Genomic DNA, 20,709 nt, shown 5'->3' on the forward strand with positions numbered 1-20,709 from the left:
CCTAATTAATTGAATATGGCATTAATAAATAGGAGATAATTATGTTTAATTTATATCAAAAAATAACCGATAAAACAGTAGTGTCTGATATAGGATATATCGAGAATGAAGCTCTTTACTATAAAAATAACGATAAAATAGACGGACTAAAAAAAATACCTACAGATATATATAATGCAAGATATCACAACTTAAACTTATTAGAAAATGGTTTTTGTTTATTAGCTGATGATAGTGGACTATATAGTTTAAAAAATGAAGATGACGTCTTTAGCTACTTTGAAACGTTAAAAAAAATATTAAAAAGAAAAATTGGTGCTAAAGAAGTGCATTTTTTCAGTTACTGTTTTCGCTCTCAGGAGGCCGGTAGACATACTTTAGGTACCTCAAGCTCAGAACCAAGGAAGCCAGTTGCTATCTTACATGGAGACTTATCTCTAGACCGTTTGCAAGATTTAAAAAAAGGTAAAAAAACAGACTATTTTAATTACCCAATAAATTTAGATAAAATAAATGTTAATAACCCTAATAAAAGATGGTTAGTCTTGACTATTTGGAAACCACTAGTCCCTATCATCAATGCACCATTAGCAGTATGTGATAAATCGAGTATTAATCCTGATTCTTTATTCAATGCAACTTTACATAGAGATAATGTGCCAACTAGGCAAATATTTTCTACTAAATATAATAAATCTCTGAAGTTCTATATTTACCCATTAATGATTCCAAATGAGTTATTAGTAATGTCTCAGTATGATTCGTTAGATGGAGATCGTATAACTCCCGCCCTACACTCAAGTATTGAATTATGTGATGATACAAAACTAGTTGGTCAAACAAGAAGAAATATAGAGTTACGCTGTGTTATTGAACTATAGCTGTTAAATCAAAGGTAATCATACCCTCCAATGACAGTCAAGTATTAAGAAAGAAGGCAGATGAGATTATAAACTTATTTATCCTAATGAAATATTATGCTTATTAGCTATAGTAGTCACAACCTTGGCTACTATTCCATATAAAATACCTAATATAATAGTGATTATTCCTAACCATAAGAAGTAGTTTTGGTAAATTCCTAAACTTACCATTGGATCAATCTTACCATCAGGCATAGCAACTAACTGACCTAACTTACCAGATAAAGCACCTCCTAGAGCTATTGCAAGCATAAAGAAGCCCATACCTAAAGTTACTATGTCTTTTATCAAAACTATTCCTCTACTTATTATTTAGATTAAAGGAATAATGTAACCTAATTAGTGCTAAATCTAAAGTAGATTCTATTTTGTTAAGTATAAAATTGACTCTACACATCTAGTCACATAAACTTTTTTATATACATACTCTTTATTTTAAAGAAATGATTATAACTAAACTTGATGAGAATTCTATTAGTATTTATGTTGAAAATGACTCCGTAATTTCTTTTGACTATAACACAAATATTCATGGTCAGTTTAGACTTTATGATAATGATGTAGTAATTGAATGTGAGCCTATACAAACAACATCATTAAAAACAAAATACTACCATGTAGAGTGGTTACTAGAATCAAATAAAGAATATATACTTAAAATAGTCTGTGACACACAAAGTTTAAATATAGAAAATGGTTGGATATATGATGATACATTACTTGAGCATGGAGGAATATGCTTTAGTCTTAAATATGGACAATTCCAGTCACATCATTCTCATAATAACTCAAATCTAAAAGATACAGAACGTCTACAGTATCACTTTACAGCAAAGAAAGCCTGGTTAAACGATCCTAACGGCCTAGTTTACTTTAAAGGTAAATATCATATGTTTTATCAGCACTACCCTTATGGTAAACATACAGCAATGTTACACTGGGGGCATGCTGTTTCTGAAGATATGGTACATTGGCATCACTTACCTATTGCCATTTATCCACAAAATGACCTTGATGACAGATATATAGGTGGAGCTTTCTCAGGTAGTGCCATGGTTGTTGATGATGAATTATTTCTTGTCTATACAGAGCATTTTGAGGATCTAGAAAATTCTCCTAATATTTTCATCGAAAAACAGAATCTAATAAAAAGTAAAGATGGTATACACTTTTCAAAGCCTGAAACTATTGTTAATCGTAAGCCTGATTTTTGCTCTTACGATTTTAGAGATCCTAAAGTATGGTTTGATAAAAATTTCAATTGCTATTATATGGTGATTGGTACTTATGCAAATAACTATCCAAGCGTTGCACTGTATAGATCTGATGATGCTAAGAATTGGCATTATCATAGCATCTTATTTCAAGAAAAAACTATCTCTGGTAGAACGCTAGAATGCCCAGATTTATTTTATTTAGATGGCAAATACGTGCTAGTGCTTTCAATTTTTACAACAAAAAATAAAAAAGACTTCGATTATCAATCTTTCTACTATATTGGTGATTTTGATGGTAAATATTTTTCAGCTAAAACACCTGCTACATATATAGATTCTGCAAAAGAGTTTTATGCTCCACAGACTTTTGAAGCTAACGGTAGTAGATATGTCATTGGTTGGATGAACTGTTGGGAAGATCATAAGAACCGATCAAAAGAAGATTCAGCTGGTGCAATGAGTCTAATGAGACAGTTCAAAGTAGTGAATAATAAGCTTATTTCCTACCCTGTTGATGCTTATAAAACCCTTAGAGTGCAATGTTTACAGATAGAAAACCTTAACAAAAATATTGATATCCCATCAGATCTTATTGAACTAAATTTAGAGTTTAATTCAAACAATACTTGGCAGCTAGACCTTTTAGAGGATAATCATGAGCCTGTGATTAATATTTGTTATCAAGATAACCAAATCTCAGTAAAAAATAGTCTAAATCAAGTTATGGATGAAGCTTTTATAAAAGATATATGTTCAGAAAATATCTGTGTAGATATTTTTTTAGATACAACAAGTATTGAGCTTTTTGTTAATAAAGGTCAAGAGTCTATCTCAATGAGATTTGAACGCTCCAGCAACATAAAAGATGCTATGAGGATTAAAGCTTCAGATCAAAAAAACCTAATCATCAAATTATATGAACTAAATTCAATATGGCAATAAAAACTAGAGAGAGTACAAATGGCATCAATTAATACAAATAATCAATTATCAACATTCACCGTTCCAGAAAATTTAATACTAAAGGCTGTGAGCATTTGTTTCTTCGCAGCATTTATTACAGGAGGTTTTGGGGCAATACTTGGGTTAGTATCACCACAGATATCTAGTCATTATGGCGTTAATGTTTCTCATATTGTTTATATTGATGTTTTAAATATATTAGGCCTTTTGGTAGGTAATGCTTTAAGTTCAAAAACAATGAGCTCTTTGGGTTGTAGAAACACCCTGCTAATTGCCTTAGTAATTGGTCTAATTGCACAATTTACTATCGCTGCTGGATTTCCTTTATATGTCTATGCTATTTGTGCTCTTTTAAATGGTACTTGCGTGGGCTTTTTGGTACCAGCTGTTAGCCAAACAATCCATGCAGCATATACAAAAACTGGTAAAAGTGAATCACGCTTAAATGTTTTAAACTTTTTCTTTGGTGCCGGCTCGGCATTTGTGCCTTTTGTCGGTGGTCATATAGTTGAGCAATTCTCTTGGCGTGCGGTGTTTATCGGTATGGGCTGTTTATATTTGATCCTATTTATTATTATCTTTTTATCAAAATTTGAAGAAAAAGCGGCTGTAACTATTAGTGATGATCTAGTTGATGAATCTGATACTGCTAAACCAAAACTTTTAAATATAAGTGTAGTTCTAATCGCACTTGCTATAATGATTTATGTATATATTGAGTATATTGTTTCATATTGGTTCTCTCCATATTTACAAGAAGCTAAACATGTAAGTGTTACAGATGTTGGACTAGTTATCGGTCTATTTTGGGGGATTATCGCTATTTCTAGATTAATAGTAGGACTATTTGTACTTACAAAAATTAAGCCTGCTGTTTATATTATGATTAGCTCATTTATTACTCTAGTTGGTTTTATAATATTCTTAATTGCTAATAGTCTTACAGGGTTTATCATAGGTGGTATCGTACTTGGTTTTGGTTGTGCTGCAATGTTTCCAACACTTCTTGGGTACGGTATTAATAATGCAAATTACTCTAGTCCAAAGATCTCCTCTTTTTTAATAATGTCAGGCTCTATAGGTGCTTCGATCTGCCTATTTATCTCAGGATTCCTAGGTCAACATATCGACAAGCAAGTACCTATAATTCTTGGACCTATACTTTGTGTGATTATAATTGTTTTAGTATTTACCGTATATGTAAGAAACAAAAAAGTTTCTAGCTAAATAACTATACTGCTTGATATATAACAGGAGTAAGCCAAAATAATAATCCTAACATTAAAACTCCTCTCATTGCATTTTTTCTACTAGGGTTCTTATACTTTAGAAAATCCCATGTATGAATAATAGCGGATAAGCTAAAAAATACTAGACAACAAAGAAGTATCGTCGCATCGGCATATACTCCCCAGTTTTTTAGATAAATAAAAACACCTACTAATGCAACTGCCAAACTATTTGCTCCTGACTGTAACTGGTATGAGTGGTTAGTCTCTCTTGCTAATGATTTTGCTGATTCTTGACCAAAAAATATGCCTTCTATCCCAGAAAGTCCTGACATTGCCAAAACTACTATCAGCGTATCATAATGTAATACTTCAACAGCATTATCTTTGTATATATATGAAACAGAAAAACCTCCAATAACTATAATACTTATTCGCAGGACCTCTATAATTTTTGAAACCATATGTTTTATAACCTAACTTTTCTCCCTTTTGAAAAACTTTATCCTATTACAGTATCTAGTTCAAATGAACTAAACTATCTTTATAAACATTATATTGTCTGGGATATTTTTTTGATACAATCTAAAACTGTTTATAAGACAAATATTTTTAAAATGCTTAGTATAATTCAAAGAGTCTGTTGTGCAAATGTAATTGTAGAGCAGCAAAAAGTTGCTGATATAAACAAAGGTATATTAGCCCTAGTATGTGTTGAAAAAGAAGATACTCACCAAAACTTTGAGAAGATGGCTGAGAAAACCCTTAAATACCGTATATTTGAAGATGATGCTGGTAAAATGAATTTATCTCTTAGAGATATCCAAGGAGAAATAATTCTTGTACCGCAATTTACTTTAGCTGCGAATACTCGTAATGGTAATAGACCTAGTTTTAGTGATGGCTGCCCTCCTAATATTGCAAAAGGTAAATTTGAAGAGTTTCAAGAAATCTTTAAGAGCAAATATGAAAAAGTTCAATCTGGAATATTTGGCGCTGATATGAAAGTATCTCTAACTAATGATGGACCAGTAACTTTTAGTTTTAAGATTTAGTAATTAGTAAAACTATAGATGACTTGCTTCTTATAGAAAAATAAATGCACATTAGCGATTAGTAATTTCAAAAATGAATAATAAGAAAATAAAACTGTTTGAACAATGTGAGTTTTTTTATTTTCTATTTATTTTGAATTACGTTAGCGTAGTGCTAGGCAGTTTTGCATACTTTTTCTACTATGAAAAAAGTATGTCGCTATAGCTTACAGAGTAAGCAGCGAAAAAATTAAAATTAAGGATTTTAAAAATGCAAAAAAGAATTTGTATAATTGGTGGTAATGGTGAAATGGGTCAGATGACTCAAAACATCTTTAGTAAGTTTTTACCTGAATATACTCTAACTATTTTTGGTCAAAGCGATTGGCAAAACCCTAAGCAAAAACTTGCTAATCAAGATATTGTAGTACTATCAGTACCAATATATATGACCGAGGAGATTATAAAAAAAACTATACCTTATCTTTCTGAGGGAACTATCTTAGCAGACTATACTAGTATTAAAAAAGAGCCTCTAGATAGTATGTTAGCGAACTATGACGGTCCTGTTGTCGGTCTGCATCCAATCTTTGGTCCAACTATTAGCTCACCTGATAATCAAGTAATTGTAGTCTGTGATGGTAAACAACAAGATAAATATCAATACTTTATCGATGATCTAGCCAGAATTGGCTTTAGTATAGAAAAAATGACTGCCGAAGAGCATGATGAAGCTATGACATTTATCCAAGGTATTGAGCATTTTAGTGTGTACTGCCTAGGGTTATTTCTTAAGCACAAAAATGTTGATATCCAAAAAATGCTAAAGTTAGCTAGCCCTGTATATAAGATGGAGCTTAATATTGTTGGTAGGCTTTTTAGTCAGGGTCCTGGACTATATGCTGATATTATTATGTCTGATAAACAAAGACAACAGACTATCGCCGAATTCGCGGATTTTGTAAACTCTAATGCTGAAAAAGTCTCTGATGGTGATAAGCAAACTTTTATCGAGAATTTTAAAGCTGTTAAAGAGTGGATGGGAGATTTTGCTCCTCAGTCATATAAAAATACAGATAAGCTACTGCTTAAAAAGAAAGGCTATTGATGCCTGATTTTCATAATACTATTGATCTAAAAATATTCTAGAAAACCTCTACTTTCTAAAGTGACTTATTTTACTTCATTTTAAGATTAATACTTATACTTCTCTTAAAAAATCAAATGTTAAATTTCACAAGTTAGATACTTTGCTAAGTTATTAATAAATTCCTCCCCTGAGGGCTCCAGCAAAAGTTGCTCCATAGAAATTTTTATAAGAATCTGGTAATTTCCGACTATTTGGCATAGATAGCCATAGCCTAAGAAGTAACCTTTTTCTTTTTTCATCTATATGATCTTCAAATGCTGAACGAGCATGTAAAATAGTAAAATTATTTATAAAAAGCATATCACCAGGTTGTAAGAGAAATTTCCATGATAGTTTTTTTAATACACTATCTAGGTAATCTAAAGCCTCTACCTGCTTGTCAGATAAAATAGCCAATTTATTATCAATATTATACTTATTCTCAATAAACGCCCGTAGATACTGACAAACTAATTTTCCATTCTCTATTGCAAAGATAGGTCGTTCACTACACTCTTGCTTAACCCATTTTGGTGTTATATAAGGAAAAGGTTTCAATAGAACATTAAGTAAATCTGGCCTATTTTGTGATATATGGTGATAAGCATGTATTGAGCTTACTAAAGAATTTTCCCCTCCACGCTTAGCTTGATTATAACATAAAAAGCCAATAACATCAGATACATCTGTATGAAAGCCTAGTTCATCTTTATTTCTTGGCCCACGTCCTTTACCATCTAAACTTTCTCCTAAATCCTTAATATCCATCATATATTGTCGACTAGCTGATTGTGAAATAGGAGTTCCAAAATGAATTCCTAACCCCCAAAAAATAATTCTAATTTCAAATAAATTAAACTCATTTATTGGAAATTTATTAATTTTAACAACACCTAAACCATCTTCTAACTCCTTAGAAAAGTCTGAAATTTTATATGATAATTTAGGTATAGGAAAATCAGTGACTTTTAGATAGGTTAAATCTTTTTTGGTTTGAACTGCTCTTTTAAGTGCATATTTTAGTTCTTGAATATCACTAGAATCTAAAGAATATTCTATTGCTCGTTCTGAAATACTATTTTCAGTAAATAAATTAGAAGTATTTTTAATATTTCTGTCACTCATAATAACCTCGTTTTATAAAATAGCCTAATCAATAACTAAAAAACCTATATAAAAATAGTATATCGATCAAAGTGCTGTATCTGTAACAAGATGATACATAAATTTATGAATTTTATATTAAAGAAACAGCTTAAGGGCTTAAAGAGTATATTGCTAAGGATTATGTAACAGGTATAATGAGATTCACTAAATATAAGTTATATAAAAAGGAAACTTCTATGAAAAGTAATATAGTTACTTTTTCTATTTTAATTTTAGCACTACTTTTATTCATAGCAGTTCAAGATCTTAAAATGCTTAGTTTGATTGGCATAGCTTTTTTACTAGGTCTTAGACATGGTTTTGATGCTGACCATATAGTTGCCATAGATAATGTAACTAGGCAACTAATAACTCAAAATAGGGCAAATTTTAAAACTGGGTTATTTTTTGCCCTAGGTCATTCAACAATTGTATTTTTGCTTACTCTACTAATAATTATAGGCTTTAGCTTTGCTAGTATCGAAAAAACTAGTGCTTTGGATATTGGTGCATTCTTTGGAACTATTGTATCAGCGATATTTCTCCTACTAACAGGGACAATGAGTCTCATCTCGCTAAAGAATCTCCTAAAAAATAAAAACTCTTCAACACATGATCATACCTCAAACTCGATATTATCAAAGCTTTTCAGACCTTTAATAAAAGTAATAGATAGACCATATAAAATGTATTTTGTTGGCTTTTTATTTGGTTTAGGTTTTGATACTGCTACTGAGATTGCTCTTTTAGGCATGGCTGCAGCAAATATCCTAAACGGCTTATCTATTTGGTATGTTATACTTTTACCTCTCTCATTTGCTCTTGGTATGATTATAGTTGACTCTATAGATGCTGGGTTGATGTCAAAAGTCTTGAGCTTCAACTCAAAAGAACACAGATTTTATCATTATAACATTATAATATTGTCTATTGTGGTAACTGCTGCGTACATTATCGCGCTAGTTGAACTACTTGGGTTATTAAATACAAATGTAGCAACAATTAATCTAATTACAGACTTTATCGGTAATAACTCTCCTATTATTGGATTTAGCTTAGTTACTATCTTCTCTATATTTTTTATGTTTAAATTTGCAAATGGGTATTCAAAAAGAAAATAATCAAACTTAAAATAAGCCCGTCATGCTGAATTTATTTCAGCATCTCACGACAAGTATAAATCATATTGAGATCCTGAAACAAGTTCAGGATGACTTATATTATAAAGGTAAAAAATGAAACAAAAAACTCTAATACTTGGAATTGGCTCTCCCTTTGCAGATGATCAGTTTGGCTGGTTTGTCGCAGATAAACTTGTTGAGATTATGAAAGAAAAAAACATCCAAAATGTAACTGTAGAAAGTGCTGATAGGCCGGGATTAAACTTACTGACATATCTAGATAGAGACTATGATAAAGTTATCCTTATAGATGCTGTATATGCCAAAGTTGAACCTGGAACAGAGTTCTACTTTAAAACAAAAGATATTCTAAGTTTTAGTGGCTTTCTATCTTCACATAGTGTTGGCGTTGCGCCATCTTTAGCATTAGCTGATGCTATTGGTATCGATATTAGCAACGTTGAGTTTTATGGTGTAGAAGGTCAAAGAATCTTTGAAAAAGATGAAATAGTTTCTAATGTGGTTAGTAATAAAATAGATCTAATGGTAGAAAATATTATTAAGAAATTAGGTAAATGACATATTAATTTTCAATACAAGAATTTTTTTTAAGACGCGCACGCTCAACTTGCGTTAGTACAGCAACCTCATCAAATACTGTCCACTCTTGATAGATCTTACCATTAACTATCTGATAATGACTTTCTCCAATAATTAAAATATCTTCATTAGTTGCTGGTCCAAACATACCAAGATGAGTATGCTTACCAACTAAGCTCCAACGTACTGCAACATCGGTGTTTGAAGTCGGTGAATTAGAACAAACATAATCAATTGAAAAATTCAGATCGGATAATGTACTTAAAATTTCTATATAAAACTGTAAGATCTCAGTATGTCCATTTAACTGGCGCTTTCTTGTTGTATATAAGCGTGCATCTTCTGCATAAGCTAAGAAAATATCTCCAAATAATTTAGCATTCCAAACATTTTGTAATATGCTCCTTACAAGCCCTTCTGGATTAGAGTCTTCGTAGACAACTGGTGATCTAGGCTTACTTGCAGAACCTTTTAGACGCTTGATTTCTGATTCAAACCATTGTCTTGTTGCACTATCTTGCTCACTTAAAGCATTTTTTTTAGCTACCTCAATTGGGTCATAACCAAGCTGCTGGCATAGAGCATAATTATCCCTAACAAGCCATTCTTCAATAATTTGGTTATCTTTAACAATACAATGAGCTATAACGTGAATAACAGCTTTTTTTCCAGTAGCAGGTCCATACTCACTATCTCCAAGATTTGTCATATGAGTACTTATTAGGTGAGATGAGTGATAGCCTTCATTATCATCTCCTCCCCAAATTATATTATCTGCATGTAACGTACGGTCAGGAAAAGATGCTAATGTCTTAATGGTATTCTCTGTTACAACTTTATAGCCTGCACAGACGCCTGCCAAAGTATATACGGGACAGTCCTCAGAATAGTAGTCATAGCATAAGCCTATCTGTTTACCTTCCCATATTCTGTATGTGATTCTTTTTATATAATCTACGATATCAGTAAATTCACTATCAAAACCTTTCATGCTTGTAGTTTGATTATTTTCAGACTTAGCATTATCAAAATGTCCTTGTAATCTATTATCCATTTTATCTCCTTGTTTGTATCACTTACCAATAAATCAGTTTATCTAAACAGATTAGACTGCTTGTAATAGCTGTTTTAAACTTTGAAATTCTGAACTCGGGCGAGCATTGAATATACAATAATTACTTTAATTAAGTTTAGTCTTCTAAATAGCTAACATCAACAATGTTTATAGTAGAAAATACACGTTATAAATAAGAAAAAAATATTGCTATTTACTGTTTCAGATTAGCCTTATTTAAAGTAAAGTAAACTTCACAAATCATTAAACTTTTAGTTTATAATGTCATATTCAAATTTTCCCTTTAATCAAAACTTACTCAACAACAAAATAGCTCTTGTCACAGGTGCTGGAAAAGGTATAGGAAAAGCTTGTGCTTTATCATTAAGCCAGGCAGGAGCAACCGTTATTGCTATTGCTAGAACTCAAAGTGACTTAGACAAACTTTCAGCTGAATCTGATGGAAAAATTAAAACACTATCAATAGATGGAACTAGTGATGAGTTTATAGACTATATAAATAGGCTAGACAGCGTTGATATCCTTGTAAATAATATGGGTTCAAATATCCCCAAACCTTTCTTAGATATCACAAATCAAGAGCTCGATAAATTACTAAACCTTAATGTAAGATCTCTATATACGATCACCCAGGCTGTCGTAAAGAAAATGTTAGAGAATAATACTCAAGGTAGTATTATTAACATTTCATCGCAAATGGGACATATTGGAGCTCCTAATAGAACTGTTTACTGTGCAACAAAACATGCTGTTGAAGGACTAACCAAGTCTTTAGCTATTGAACTAGCTAAGAATGAAATTAGAGTAAATAGTATAGCCCCAACTTTTATAGAAACACCATTGATAAAACCTATGCTTACTGACCCTAAATTTAAAGAATATGTTATGAATAACATCCCTTTAGGAAAGCTAGCAACTATAGAAGATGTCGCTTATGCAACAGTATATTTAGCTAGTAATATTCTAGCTAAGTCTGTAACAGGATCTTGTATGAAAGTAGATGGTGGATGGACCGCCCAATAAGAAAAACCTTTTAATAAATTTACTTTAGAAAATCTTAGATTTTTATCTACGCAGAGGATTTAACTGCGTTTTCATTCGCTCAAGCAAATCATAACCCATTTGTTTAAATAAATCGAGAAAGTCAATAAATACCCAGTTCTCAACTAATAGAGACTCTTCTCTTCGCCAGAAGTCCATAACTCGCATAGTGATTTTCTTACCTGTTGGAGCCAAACCTAACCATCCCTCTCCAGTATGTGTTGCATTGATACTTGGCCAACCTGTTGAAGCAATATAATTACCTTCTGCAAATCTAGCTTTGTGATCACCTCCTACTCTATCAGGAAATGCTCTAATAAACGGTTCTTGATGTTGCTTTTGGAACCCATCAATTCCTCTTGTAGAACCAATTCCACATGGACCATACCACATTACCTTAGGATGCCAATAACGTTCAGCTCCTCTACTAGCGAACTCATCTTTAGATCTATCTCTTAGCCCTATAAATATCATATCTTCAACTAATTTCAATGATGCTTTAGATGCTTCATCAGACTGTTGATTAAGTAGTATTCCATCTTGTGTCTGTGGTAATGGAAAAGGAAGTTCCGTACCTAAGCTCGAAGGTAATAAAGTTATACCTGCTTGACGTATAATATCAACGATATCATATAATACGTAAGTATTAACAATCTTATTATTTTCTATTTGATAGAACTCTCCATAACGAATATACGTTATTTTGTTATTTGCAGGTATTCCAAGCCAATCGTGTTCAAATTCAGCACAATAATTACCTGTTACTGTAACCCATTGCTTATTATCAAAGTCTCCTGAAAAAAACACACTCTCAACCCTAGTTCTACTAGGAAAAGCATGTAGGAAATCTTTCCAAAAAGTATCAATATATTTATCGATACCTTTTATTATATTAAATGGATAACTTATATTAAAATTAGCATCTGTAGAATGGTACTTACTAAAAATATTTTTAATATTATCTGGAGTTGCGTTATTTAACTCCTGCAAGAAACTCCAAACTAACTGTTTATTTTCTTGATGATTATTACTTGTTGTCATTCTCTATTTCCTTACTTATTTAAATTCAGCAGCTTTTGGATTATCTCCACGACGAGCGACAATAACATCTACTTTTTCATTAGCAATATTAGAATACTCTCGCATCAATTCTATAGGGCATGTAAATAAATCTCCTTCATGCAAATCAAACTCTCCCTCAGAAGTTTTGACATGGAGACTTCCTTTATGGACAAAAAGAACCTCTTCTTCAAAACGCTTATGCTCAGGAACTATAGCGCCTGACTCTAGTCTTAAACGTCTTAAAACAAAATTATGTGACCAATCAATCTTACCTTTATTTAATGATTCATTAGCATTTTGAAGACCTATAACAGGTATTTCCGAAACTCCCTCAATACTATTTAAGCCACCAGTTTCACAGATTTGATCAGTTAATTCAGATTCTAATAAAACTCCTTTTGCTATATCGGCATGACTAAATGGCTTATACTTAGCTACATCTTCGTCTGTTGTTGCTCTCATAAGTTTTGCACCTTCAGGAATTTTCTCACCTGAAGAAGTATCTATTAACCTACCACCTTCTAGTAAAACTAAACCATGATCCTTAGCATTTTCAAATACATAAGGGGGCCATGTTACTTTACCTGCTGTACCATCTATTTTTTGACCCAAAATACAAAACAAGAAATTATCTCCATCTCCTACATTTTCAAAACCTCTAAAAACAGCCGTTGGTAAAGATATAGTATCTCCCGCATTTAATACTACATAGCCATCACTTCCATCATGTCCCCAGCTAAATTTCCAAGAGCCTTTATGTACTACAAAAATTTCTTCTGTATCATGGGTGTGATGTGAATTCTTACAACCTTTAGGTTGCCTTGCAGCTCCTACATCAAAACCATGAGGAATTTTAATATGAGTGACTTGACCTGGATTTTCAGAGACCCCTCCACCTATTAAACAAAAATTTTCCTTTTGATCACTACCTGGGGTTTTAGCATCAATAAACGCCGTTTTACATGGTTCTAACTCAGCATTTCTTAAAATTCTACTTCTCAAAGTAGAAGAAACATTTTCTAAAGTCATAATTTTCTCCATTTTTAATTTTATATTCTGTTTCTTAAGCTGTCCCTTGCACCCTCTACCATAGCAGCACATGCTTGTTTAAGTAGCGAATGCTCCGATGATAAAAGAAAGAGTGTAACTCCCTTATTAAACCAATAATTTAAATCTTGTGTATTAGGTAAAAAAATACCTAATCTTTTATCTGCTTTTTTTGCAACTTCACAAATATGTTCTATTGCTTTTTGAACCTGACCATCTTTAGGAGAATTTGCACCTAGGGATATTGTCAAATCCATTATGCCTATAAATAAGCAATCAAGCCCATCTACTTGGGCTATCTCTTCTATATTATCTAATGCTTGCTTATCTTCTATTTGTGCTATTACAGTTGTTATTTCTCTATTATTCTCTAAATTTTGAAGTATGTTTAAACCTCCATATTCTGCATTTCTAGAAGATCCTGCATACCCTCGACCTCCAGTACAGTATTTAGTAGCTTTTATAACTTTCCTAGCTATCTCTGCTGAGTCGACATGAGGAATAATTACTCCTGTTGCACCACAATCCAAAGCGTTTAATATATGATGATCTTGCTTGCTTGGTACTCTTACAAAACAAGGCTTATTTCTACTCCTAAATGCAAAAATAGCCATATCTAAATCTTTTCTATCAAATGGTGAATGCTCAGCATCTAAACAAAAAGCTTCTAACGATGTCTGTGAAAGTACTTCATTAATCATTAAACTAGGAGTTTTTACAAATGTTCCTAATATTACCTCTCCGGAATTAAGAGCCTTTTTAAAATTGGTATGAGTTATATTCATTTTTTTATACTTCTTAATAATCAATTTTCTCTTTGCTTATACCATTTGTGTATAGCTTGGTTAACTTCTAATGGTGATTCTAGAGTACTCAAGTGTCCGCACTCTTTTAATATGACAAGTTCAGAATCTTTAATTTGTTCATTCATAAACTTATGTTTTTCAACAGGAACTAACATATCTTCCTCGCCACAAATAATAAGTGTCGGGCAGTGTATTTCAGCTAACGTCCTTAAACTACCAGACCTTGTCATTAAAGCATTCCACTGATTCATGAAAGCTTTTAAAGTACCCTGTCTTGCCATATCTATAACATCTAAATATAATTGCTTATTTCCTATATTTTTCTTTGCCACATACTTAGGATATAAATCATCTATTAGTCTTAGATAGTTAAAATCCTTATCATGTTGGGCCTGAGCTAGTTGATTTTGACGATTCTGTCGATTTACATCGGTTTCTCCAGCATAGTTAGTATCTAGCAACACTAGATTTTTTACTAAATTGCTGTTTTGTCTAATTACTTCAAAAGCAACAATTCCTCCCATTGATAGTCCTACTAAGTCAAAGCATCCATCAGTAAGTTTAAGTACTCCTTCAGCCATTTCTTTGATAGTTTTACAACTATTAAAATTAGCGACATAAATATCTCTATCTTTATTAAAATACTTAACTTGATGCCTAAATAGTCTTTGATCACAAAGAGTCCCAGGTAAGAAAATTATAGGACGATTATCATTTTTATTGTTTGCAGACAAAAAATAATGCCCTCCGTTCATATTATTTGCCACTAGCCTCCATCGAGTAACGTTTAACTCTAATATCTGCCTGAGCTTTATGCCCCATAAACCCTTCCATATTACATAATCTTGAGCAATACTCTCCAATCATATGAGACGCTTGTTTTGTGACTTTCTGATAAGTACAAGTCTTAAGGAATTTACCAACCCATAACCCTCCTGTATATCTAGCAGCTTTTTGTGTTGGTAAAGTATGATTTGTCCCAATTACCTTATCTCCATAAGATACGTTTGTTTCCTCTCCTAAAAATAATGCGCCATAATTATTTAGATTTTCTAGGAAATAATTAGGGTCTTTTGTCATAATTTGAACATGTTCAGAAGCAATATCATCAGCGACTTCAATCATCTCCTCTAAAGAGTCACATACTATTACTTGACCATAATTATCCCAAGCTGGACCTGCTATAGGAGCTGTCTCAAGAGTTTCTAACTGTAGCTTAATCTGCTCGATAGTATCATGCGCTAACTTTTCTGAATTTGTCAATAAAATAGCTGGTGAGTTCAAGCCATGCTCTGCTTGACCTAATAAGTCTGTAGCACAAAGTTCTCCATCAACAGAATCATCAGCAATAACTAAAGTCTCTGTTGGTCCTGCAAATAAATCTATTCCAACCTCACCAAATAATTGTCTTTTTGCCTCAGCAACAAATGCATTACCTGGTCCAACTAAAATATCAACTTGCTTAATTGTCTCTGTACCAATACCCATTGCACCAATTGCCTGAATCCCACCTAAACAATAAATTTCATCTACTCCTGCAAGATCCATTGCTACAACAACTGAAGGCTGCATACGTCCTTGGAAAGGAGGAGTACATGCAATCACTCTTTTAACACCCGCTACTTTTGCTGTAATAATGCTCATATGCGCTGAGGCTATTAAAGGATATTTCCCACCAGGAATATAGCATCCAGCACTTTTTACTGGTACGTTCTTATGTCCTAAGGTAATGCCTGGTAAAGTTTCAACCTCAACATCTTTGATAGATGCTCTTTGAATCTCTGCAAAATTCCTTACTTGCTTTTGAGCAAATTTAATATCATCAATTTCTTGTTGTGTTAACTGTTTATAGCATTCATCAATCTCTTCTCTAGATAAGCGAAAGTTTTTACCCCCATCCCATTTATCAAATTGAATTGCATATTTCTCAACAGCTGCATCACCATTTTCTCTAATATCATTTAAAGCAGACTCAACTATTTGCTTTACTTTTGCATTATCTAACTGCTTTTGCTCTGTTGTAATTCCATCTTTAATTTTTCGTATCATTATTTTTATCTCCTATTTTATTTGTTTAAAGTAGCAATAGATAAAGACTATTACTTAATTTTTACTAACTGTAGCATCCTGATGCTTTATAAAGGTCTCAGGCAAAACTGACCAAATTAATGCTCCAAGAATCAATATTGTTATTGACCCGACTTCCATGCTAAATCTTAAGCTAGTATCTTTAGTTAATGTCATTAATGCAAAAGGGGCAAAAAAGGAAAATATTCTACCCCCATGGTATAATGATGCGCCAACCAACCTATGTTCCTCAGGGAAAATTTCTGCGAAATAAACTCCCCAGCAGTAAGTACAAGAGATCATAAACCCATAAATAACTACACATAAAAATAATAATGCGAAGTTATGCCCACTTAAAAAGAAGAAGAAGATTGCTATAGCCGCTATCACAAATCCTAACAACGCAACTTTCCTTCCTAAAAAATCTGATATAAATCCCCAGCTTATCCCTCCAATTAAAGCACCTATTCCTTGAGCAACTATAATATATCCCATCTTATGATCAGATAAGTGAAGTACTGTATGTGTATAAGTTGTTAAATAAGCTGCAAAAAACTGGTAGGCAAATAAATTACAGCCAGATAGAATCAAACATAATAAAGCAAACACTAATAAACGTTTATCTTTAAACAGCCCTTTATAACTACTTTTATTAGATTTTTTTGTCTCACCTTGATTCGAAAAGGTAGTAAGCTTTCTATCATCAGGAATAACAAAATACATAACTATAGCTATTACTATTGGAGGTATTGCCCCAAAATCAACCAAATATTGCCAATCATGCTGATTTACTAAACTACCTAAAAAGCCAAGTAGTATTAAAGATAATGAAAAACAACACTCATAAAATGCTCCTAACCTACCTCTATATGTAATCTCCATAAAAAACACAAGTATCCCAACAGCTGCAACAAAATATCCTCCTAGTGCTATACCTATAATAAAACGCATAATTAACCAAGGTATAAAACTAGAAAACTGTATATTTATGAGAGACCCTATACCATTTATTGCTGTAATTAGTATGATCGAATTTTTAAGACCTATTCTCTTACCCATCCAAGCCATTAAAAATGAGCCTATAACAGCCCCTACACTTTCTGAAGTATAAAGATATGCCGTCTGACTTAAGGTCATACTTTGTAGTAAATAGGGACGAATATAATCTATAACAACAAAATTATATGTATAAAACACATACCCTAGCAAGGCTATAATATACACTCCTAGTCGTAGTTTAATCGAAATATCCTCTACTCTCACAATAAACACTCCTCAGTATTAATCTAGGTCGACTTCTAAAACAAACCTAGGTCTAATTAAAAATTTAATGCTATCTATCTGTTAAAAAACAATTTGGTATACGTTAAGAAATAGAACTTCTTTTTTTAAGTTGTTATTAACAACCTAGCAAAAACATTGGGGGATTTGAATGGCTTTATACAGTAAAAAAATATTTTTCCATAAGTGACTTTTTTAGATAATCCAGTATAAAAATAATACAGATCTTTAATAGTTTTTTTCTTTAATTTTCTGATTGGATAATAGCTTTTCTTCTTTTATATTTTGAAAATTTTGAGTCTTTCTTATATATAACTCCAATCTTATTAAGATTATTACCAATGCAGGATTTTTTTACCCCCAATCTTGCTGCTCTTTCATAATGAAAAGCATATGGATATAGCATTACATCTTCTTTTAATAGCTCTAGATCTAATTTAGTGTTTGGCTTATTACGCTTACCTTGAGGCAATATGCCTTTCTTCCATTTTATTATTGTTGATAATCCAATATTAAACCTAGAAGCCAACTCCCTATAACTATGTCCTTCATTTAATAACTTAAATACTTTCCTTATAAGATGATGTGAATATGCCATATTTGAAAGATAACTTGTATTACTTTAGTACTGGAATATACCTATTTTTAAACTATATTAAAATAATGTTTCAGCGCATAAATGAATACTAAAGATCTAAAAATATTTAAACAATATATTAATAGAAAGCCCTAAATACTGACCTTTTTATAGATCGCAGAATGTCTGAACTTAGAATTGTCTATAATAAGCTATAATTAGTCCTTTTTCTGTCTATTCCAAAATAAATATTTTTTGTAGTATTTAAAGCATAGATATAAGATGGAGATTAAAATGAAAAAAATATTAATAGTTTCAATAATGTTAGTTTTACCTTTTACTTATGCAACAGCTGATCAATATATGAGAAGTATGACTTTTACAACTAAACAAAATACTAACAATAAATATTTTCAAATAAGACAACTTGAAGATAGAGCTTCCTCAATTAATCTAGATCATTAGCATTAATATTAACCCAGGAAATAAAGAAGGTAGCAAATCTCATAAAGTATTCAATCTGTAATTATTTACAATATTACTGCTATAATGCTGATTGAATCATTATATTAATTTATTTATTATCTAATAAGTAATTAGAATTTATATAAAACACCATATCCGATTTATACTAATACTCATTCCGTTAATTTAGTTATCATTGCCAACGGAGGTGCATCATGAAACTAGGAGATCTTTTAGTTAAAATTACTAAGAAGTTAAATATTGATACTGTTTTTGGAGTGCCTGGTGACTATGTCATGAATGGTCTTGACTATTATGAGAAAGATCAGGATATAACTCTTTGCACTACTTGTAATGAGTTAAATGCTGGATATGCTGCTGATGCTTATGCAAGATCAAAAAGCTATGGAATGACTATAGTTACTTCAGGACCTGGCGAACTTAGTCTAGTAAATGCAATTGCTGGAAGCTATGCAGAGAATATACCAGTTTTATTAATTGCAGGCTGCCCAAAAGATACTTTAATTGAAGCTCAGTTACCTGTACATCATAGTCTGGGTGATTATACATCTCCAAGATTTAATAGAGTTTTTGAAACAGTCACATGTGCGTCATCTTCGATTACCAAGCATAACTATATCCAAGAAATAATTCGAGTCATTAGCACTATGATTAAGCAAAAAAAGCCTGCTTATCTTAATATCCCTGTTAATCTTTTTGATATGGATGTTTCTGAACATATTGAAGATATTCATATACTTGGTAGTTTTGAGCAAGACTTTATTAATCTCTCTATCAAGAAAATTTCTTCTTCTAATAAACCCTTATTAATTTTAGGTAATGATATTAAAGGAAAAGAAGAGATCATAAAAAGCTTTATAGAAAGAAATAACATACCTTTTGTTTCAACCCTTGCAAGCAAAGGAGTTATTGGAGAGGATCATCCTCTTTTTAGTGGTATATTTGCAGGAGATTTTTCAGATCCTATTACCTGTAAAACTGTTAAAAATGCTGATTGTATAATTTCTATTGGTGTTTTAAATAGCGATATGATCCTAGGTGGTTTCTCTATTAGCAAGTATATAAATGAAAAAGAAATGATTATATTTAACAGAACCAACTATCAAATCGAAAAAAGATTCTTCTCCACTAATATCAATTATGATAAATGTTTAGAGCAACTTTTTTTAGACTTAAATGGCTTAGATTTTGAATTCTCAACTTTTAAAAATGAGTATTCTTTCGAATCTAATGAAAATGTTGAGTTTAATGGTAAGCTCACACAAAATAAGTTTTGGCCTTTTATCTCTTGTAAACACATCATCAAAGAAAATGATATTGTTATAGGTGAAATAGGATGCTCCGCATTCGGACTAATGACTGAAAAATTGCCTAAAAATGTTTCCTTTGTATCGCAACCTAAATGGTCATCTATTGGCTACACGCTACCTGCCTCTCTTGGAGCATCAATGGCAAATAAAAACTCAAGAGTTATGCTTTTTATTGGAGATGGATCTTTTAATTTAACAGCTCAAGAGCTCTCAACCATATCAGAATACAATCTTAACATTAATATCTTTGTAATAAATAATGATGGCTATACTGTTGAAAGAGGTATACATGGACCTAATGCAAAATATAATGATATTGTCAAATGGAATTATACTAAATTTGCTGAGTCTGTAGGTATTAAACATACTTTAAGATGTGAAAACTTTTCGGAATTATCTAACATTGATGATTTTCTATGCAAAAATGGGCCTAAACTAGTAGAGCTTTCTTTTGATAAGTTTGATGAGCCTAAACTTCTAAAAATGATTACTACTTCTTTAGAGTCTTAAAAAAACAAGGATTCTCCGAGCTTGTACTCTCAGAGATTAATCTCCTACTCTAGAAGAAACACTTTTTGATACTCTGATATAATAA

Annotated in this window: 21 protein-coding genes; 10 read left to right on the forward strand and 11 right to left on the reverse strand. The window is 31.8% G+C overall.

What is annotated here, in order from left to right; genetic code table 11:
• The first annotated feature begins 41 nt into the window (after nucleotides 1-41).
• Nucleotides 42-881 carry a CmcJ/NvfI family oxidoreductase gene (locus F3D62_RS05695; RefSeq protein ID WP_150467281.1) on the forward strand — a complete coding sequence of 280 codons (840 nt, stop codon included), beginning with the start codon at nucleotides 42-44 and terminating at the stop codon, nucleotides 879-881.
• Between the two features lie 78 nt (nucleotides 882-959).
• On the opposite strand, the gene F3D62_RS05700 is transcribed toward F3D62_RS05695, so the two are convergent.
• On the reverse strand, nucleotides 960-1,214 hold the full coding sequence (locus tag F3D62_RS05700; protein ID WP_224732648.1) for a hypothetical protein: 255 nt from the start codon (nucleotides 1,212-1,214) through the stop codon (nucleotides 960-962).
• A gap of 152 nt (nucleotides 1,215-1,366) precedes the next feature.
• Here F3D62_RS05700 and F3D62_RS05705 point away from each other — a divergent pair, with 152 nt between their 5' ends.
• Nucleotides 1,367-3,082 carry a glycoside hydrolase family 32 protein gene (locus F3D62_RS05705; protein ID WP_191092542.1) on the forward strand — a complete coding sequence of 572 codons (1,716 nt, stop codon included), beginning with the start codon at nucleotides 1,367-1,369 and terminating at the stop codon, nucleotides 3,080-3,082.
• Nucleotides 3,083-3,100: 18 nt separating this feature from the next.
• A complete protein-coding gene (locus F3D62_RS05710) occupies nucleotides 3,101-4,330 on the forward strand; it encodes an MFS transporter (RefSeq protein WP_150467282.1) in 1,230 nt (409 codons plus the stop codon).
• A 4-nt stretch (nucleotides 4,331-4,334) separates the two neighbouring features.
• Here the strand turns inward: F3D62_RS05710 and F3D62_RS05715 are convergent, their stop codons facing one another.
• Entirely contained in the window at nucleotides 4,335-4,796 is a 462-nt protein-coding gene (locus tag F3D62_RS05715; RefSeq protein WP_150467283.1) for a DUF6790 family protein, read from the reverse strand.
• Nucleotides 4,797-4,949: 153 nt separating this feature from the next.
• Here F3D62_RS05715 and dtd point away from each other — a divergent pair, with 153 nt between their 5' ends.
• Nucleotides 4,950-5,387: a D-aminoacyl-tRNA deacylase gene (dtd, locus tag F3D62_RS05720; protein ID WP_150467340.1), complete on the forward strand. Its 438-nt coding sequence runs from the start codon at nucleotides 4,950-4,952 to the stop codon at nucleotides 5,385-5,387.
• 250 nt (nucleotides 5,388-5,637) lie between these two features.
• Nucleotides 5,638-6,474, forward strand: a complete 837-nt coding sequence (gene tyrA, locus F3D62_RS05725; RefSeq protein ID WP_150467284.1) for a bifunctional chorismate mutase/prephenate dehydrogenase — start codon at nucleotides 5,638-5,640, stop codon at nucleotides 6,472-6,474.
• 153 nt (nucleotides 6,475-6,627) lie between these two features.
• Here the strand turns inward: tyrA and F3D62_RS05730 are convergent, their stop codons facing one another.
• Nucleotides 6,628-7,620 (reverse strand): TauD/TfdA family dioxygenase, encoded by a 993-nt coding sequence (locus F3D62_RS05730; RefSeq protein ID WP_150467285.1) that lies wholly within the window; start codon nucleotides 7,618-7,620, stop codon nucleotides 6,628-6,630.
• A 218-nt stretch (nucleotides 7,621-7,838) separates the two neighbouring features.
• Between F3D62_RS05730 and F3D62_RS05735 the strand changes: the two genes are divergently transcribed.
• Together F3D62_RS05735 and F3D62_RS05740 are read left to right on the forward strand one after the other, a co-directional pair.
• Nucleotides 7,839-8,762, forward strand: coding sequence for a HoxN/HupN/NixA family nickel/cobalt transporter (locus F3D62_RS05735; protein ID WP_150467286.1), 924 nt, complete (start codon nucleotides 7,839-7,841; stop codon nucleotides 8,760-8,762).
• Between the two features lie 114 nt (nucleotides 8,763-8,876).
• Entirely contained in the window at nucleotides 8,877-9,341 is a 465-nt protein-coding gene (locus tag F3D62_RS05740; RefSeq protein ID WP_150467287.1) for a hydrogenase maturation protease, read from the forward strand.
• Between the two features lie 4 nt (nucleotides 9,342-9,345).
• Here the strand turns inward: F3D62_RS05740 and F3D62_RS05745 are convergent, their stop codons facing one another.
• Nucleotides 9,346-10,416, reverse strand: coding sequence for an ester cyclase (locus tag F3D62_RS05745; protein ID WP_150467288.1), 1,071 nt, complete (start codon nucleotides 10,414-10,416; stop codon nucleotides 9,346-9,348).
• 282 nt (nucleotides 10,417-10,698) lie between these two features.
• On the opposite strand from F3D62_RS05745, the gene F3D62_RS05750 reads away from it, so the two are divergent.
• Complete coding sequence (locus F3D62_RS05750; protein WP_150467289.1) at nucleotides 10,699-11,460, forward strand: SDR family NAD(P)-dependent oxidoreductase; 762 nt, start codon at nucleotides 10,699-10,701, stop codon at nucleotides 11,458-11,460.
• 42 nt (nucleotides 11,461-11,502) lie between these two features.
• Here the strand turns inward: F3D62_RS05750 and F3D62_RS05755 are convergent, their stop codons facing one another.
• The 7 genes from F3D62_RS05755 to F3D62_RS05785 form a co-directional block, all read right to left on the reverse strand.
• Entirely contained in the window at nucleotides 11,503-12,519 is a 1,017-nt protein-coding gene (locus F3D62_RS05755; RefSeq protein ID WP_150467290.1) for an ester cyclase, read from the reverse strand.
• 15 nt (nucleotides 12,520-12,534) lie between these two features.
• A complete protein-coding gene (locus F3D62_RS05760; protein WP_150467291.1) occupies nucleotides 12,535-13,569 on the reverse strand; it encodes a cupin domain-containing protein in 1,035 nt (344 codons plus the stop codon).
• Nucleotides 13,570-13,589: 20 nt separating this feature from the next.
• Nucleotides 13,590-14,372: an HpcH/HpaI aldolase family protein gene (locus F3D62_RS05765; RefSeq protein ID WP_150467292.1), complete on the reverse strand. Its 783-nt coding sequence runs from the start codon at nucleotides 14,370-14,372 to the stop codon at nucleotides 13,590-13,592.
• Between the two features lie 20 nt (nucleotides 14,373-14,392).
• Complete coding sequence (locus F3D62_RS05770; protein ID WP_150467293.1) at nucleotides 14,393-15,160, reverse strand: alpha/beta fold hydrolase; 768 nt, start codon at nucleotides 15,158-15,160, stop codon at nucleotides 14,393-14,395.
• Complete coding sequence (gene hisD / locus F3D62_RS05775; protein ID WP_150467294.1) at nucleotides 15,150-16,442, reverse strand: histidinol dehydrogenase; 1,293 nt, start codon at nucleotides 16,440-16,442, stop codon at nucleotides 15,150-15,152. The genes F3D62_RS05770 and hisD overlap by 11 nt, the downstream gene beginning before the upstream one ends.
• A 54-nt stretch (nucleotides 16,443-16,496) precedes the next feature.
• Nucleotides 16,497-17,723 (reverse strand): MFS transporter, encoded by a 1,227-nt coding sequence (locus F3D62_RS05780; protein ID WP_191092543.1) that lies wholly within the window; start codon nucleotides 17,721-17,723, stop codon nucleotides 16,497-16,499.
• A gap of 262 nt (nucleotides 17,724-17,985) precedes the next feature.
• Nucleotides 17,986-18,339, reverse strand: a complete 354-nt coding sequence (locus F3D62_RS05785; RefSeq protein ID WP_150467296.1) for an IS630 transposase-related protein — start codon at nucleotides 18,337-18,339, stop codon at nucleotides 17,986-17,988.
• 273 nt (nucleotides 18,340-18,612) lie between these two features.
• Here F3D62_RS05785 and F3D62_RS12725 point away from each other — a divergent pair, with 273 nt between their 5' ends.
• Together F3D62_RS12725 and F3D62_RS05790 are read left to right on the forward strand one after the other, a co-directional pair.
• Entirely contained in the window at nucleotides 18,613-18,783 is a 171-nt protein-coding gene (locus F3D62_RS12725; RefSeq protein ID WP_191092544.1) for a hypothetical protein, read from the forward strand.
• Nucleotides 18,784-18,998: 215 nt separating this feature from the next.
• On the forward strand, nucleotides 18,999-20,624 hold the full coding sequence (locus F3D62_RS05790; protein WP_150467297.1) for an alpha-keto acid decarboxylase family protein: 1,626 nt from the start codon (nucleotides 18,999-19,001) through the stop codon (nucleotides 20,622-20,624).
• Nucleotides 20,625-20,709: the final 85 nt, after the last annotated feature.

This window comes from Francisella sp. SYW-9 (genome assembly GCF_008711465.1).
Lineage (GTDB): Bacteria > Pseudomonadota > Gammaproteobacteria > Francisellales > Francisellaceae > Francisella.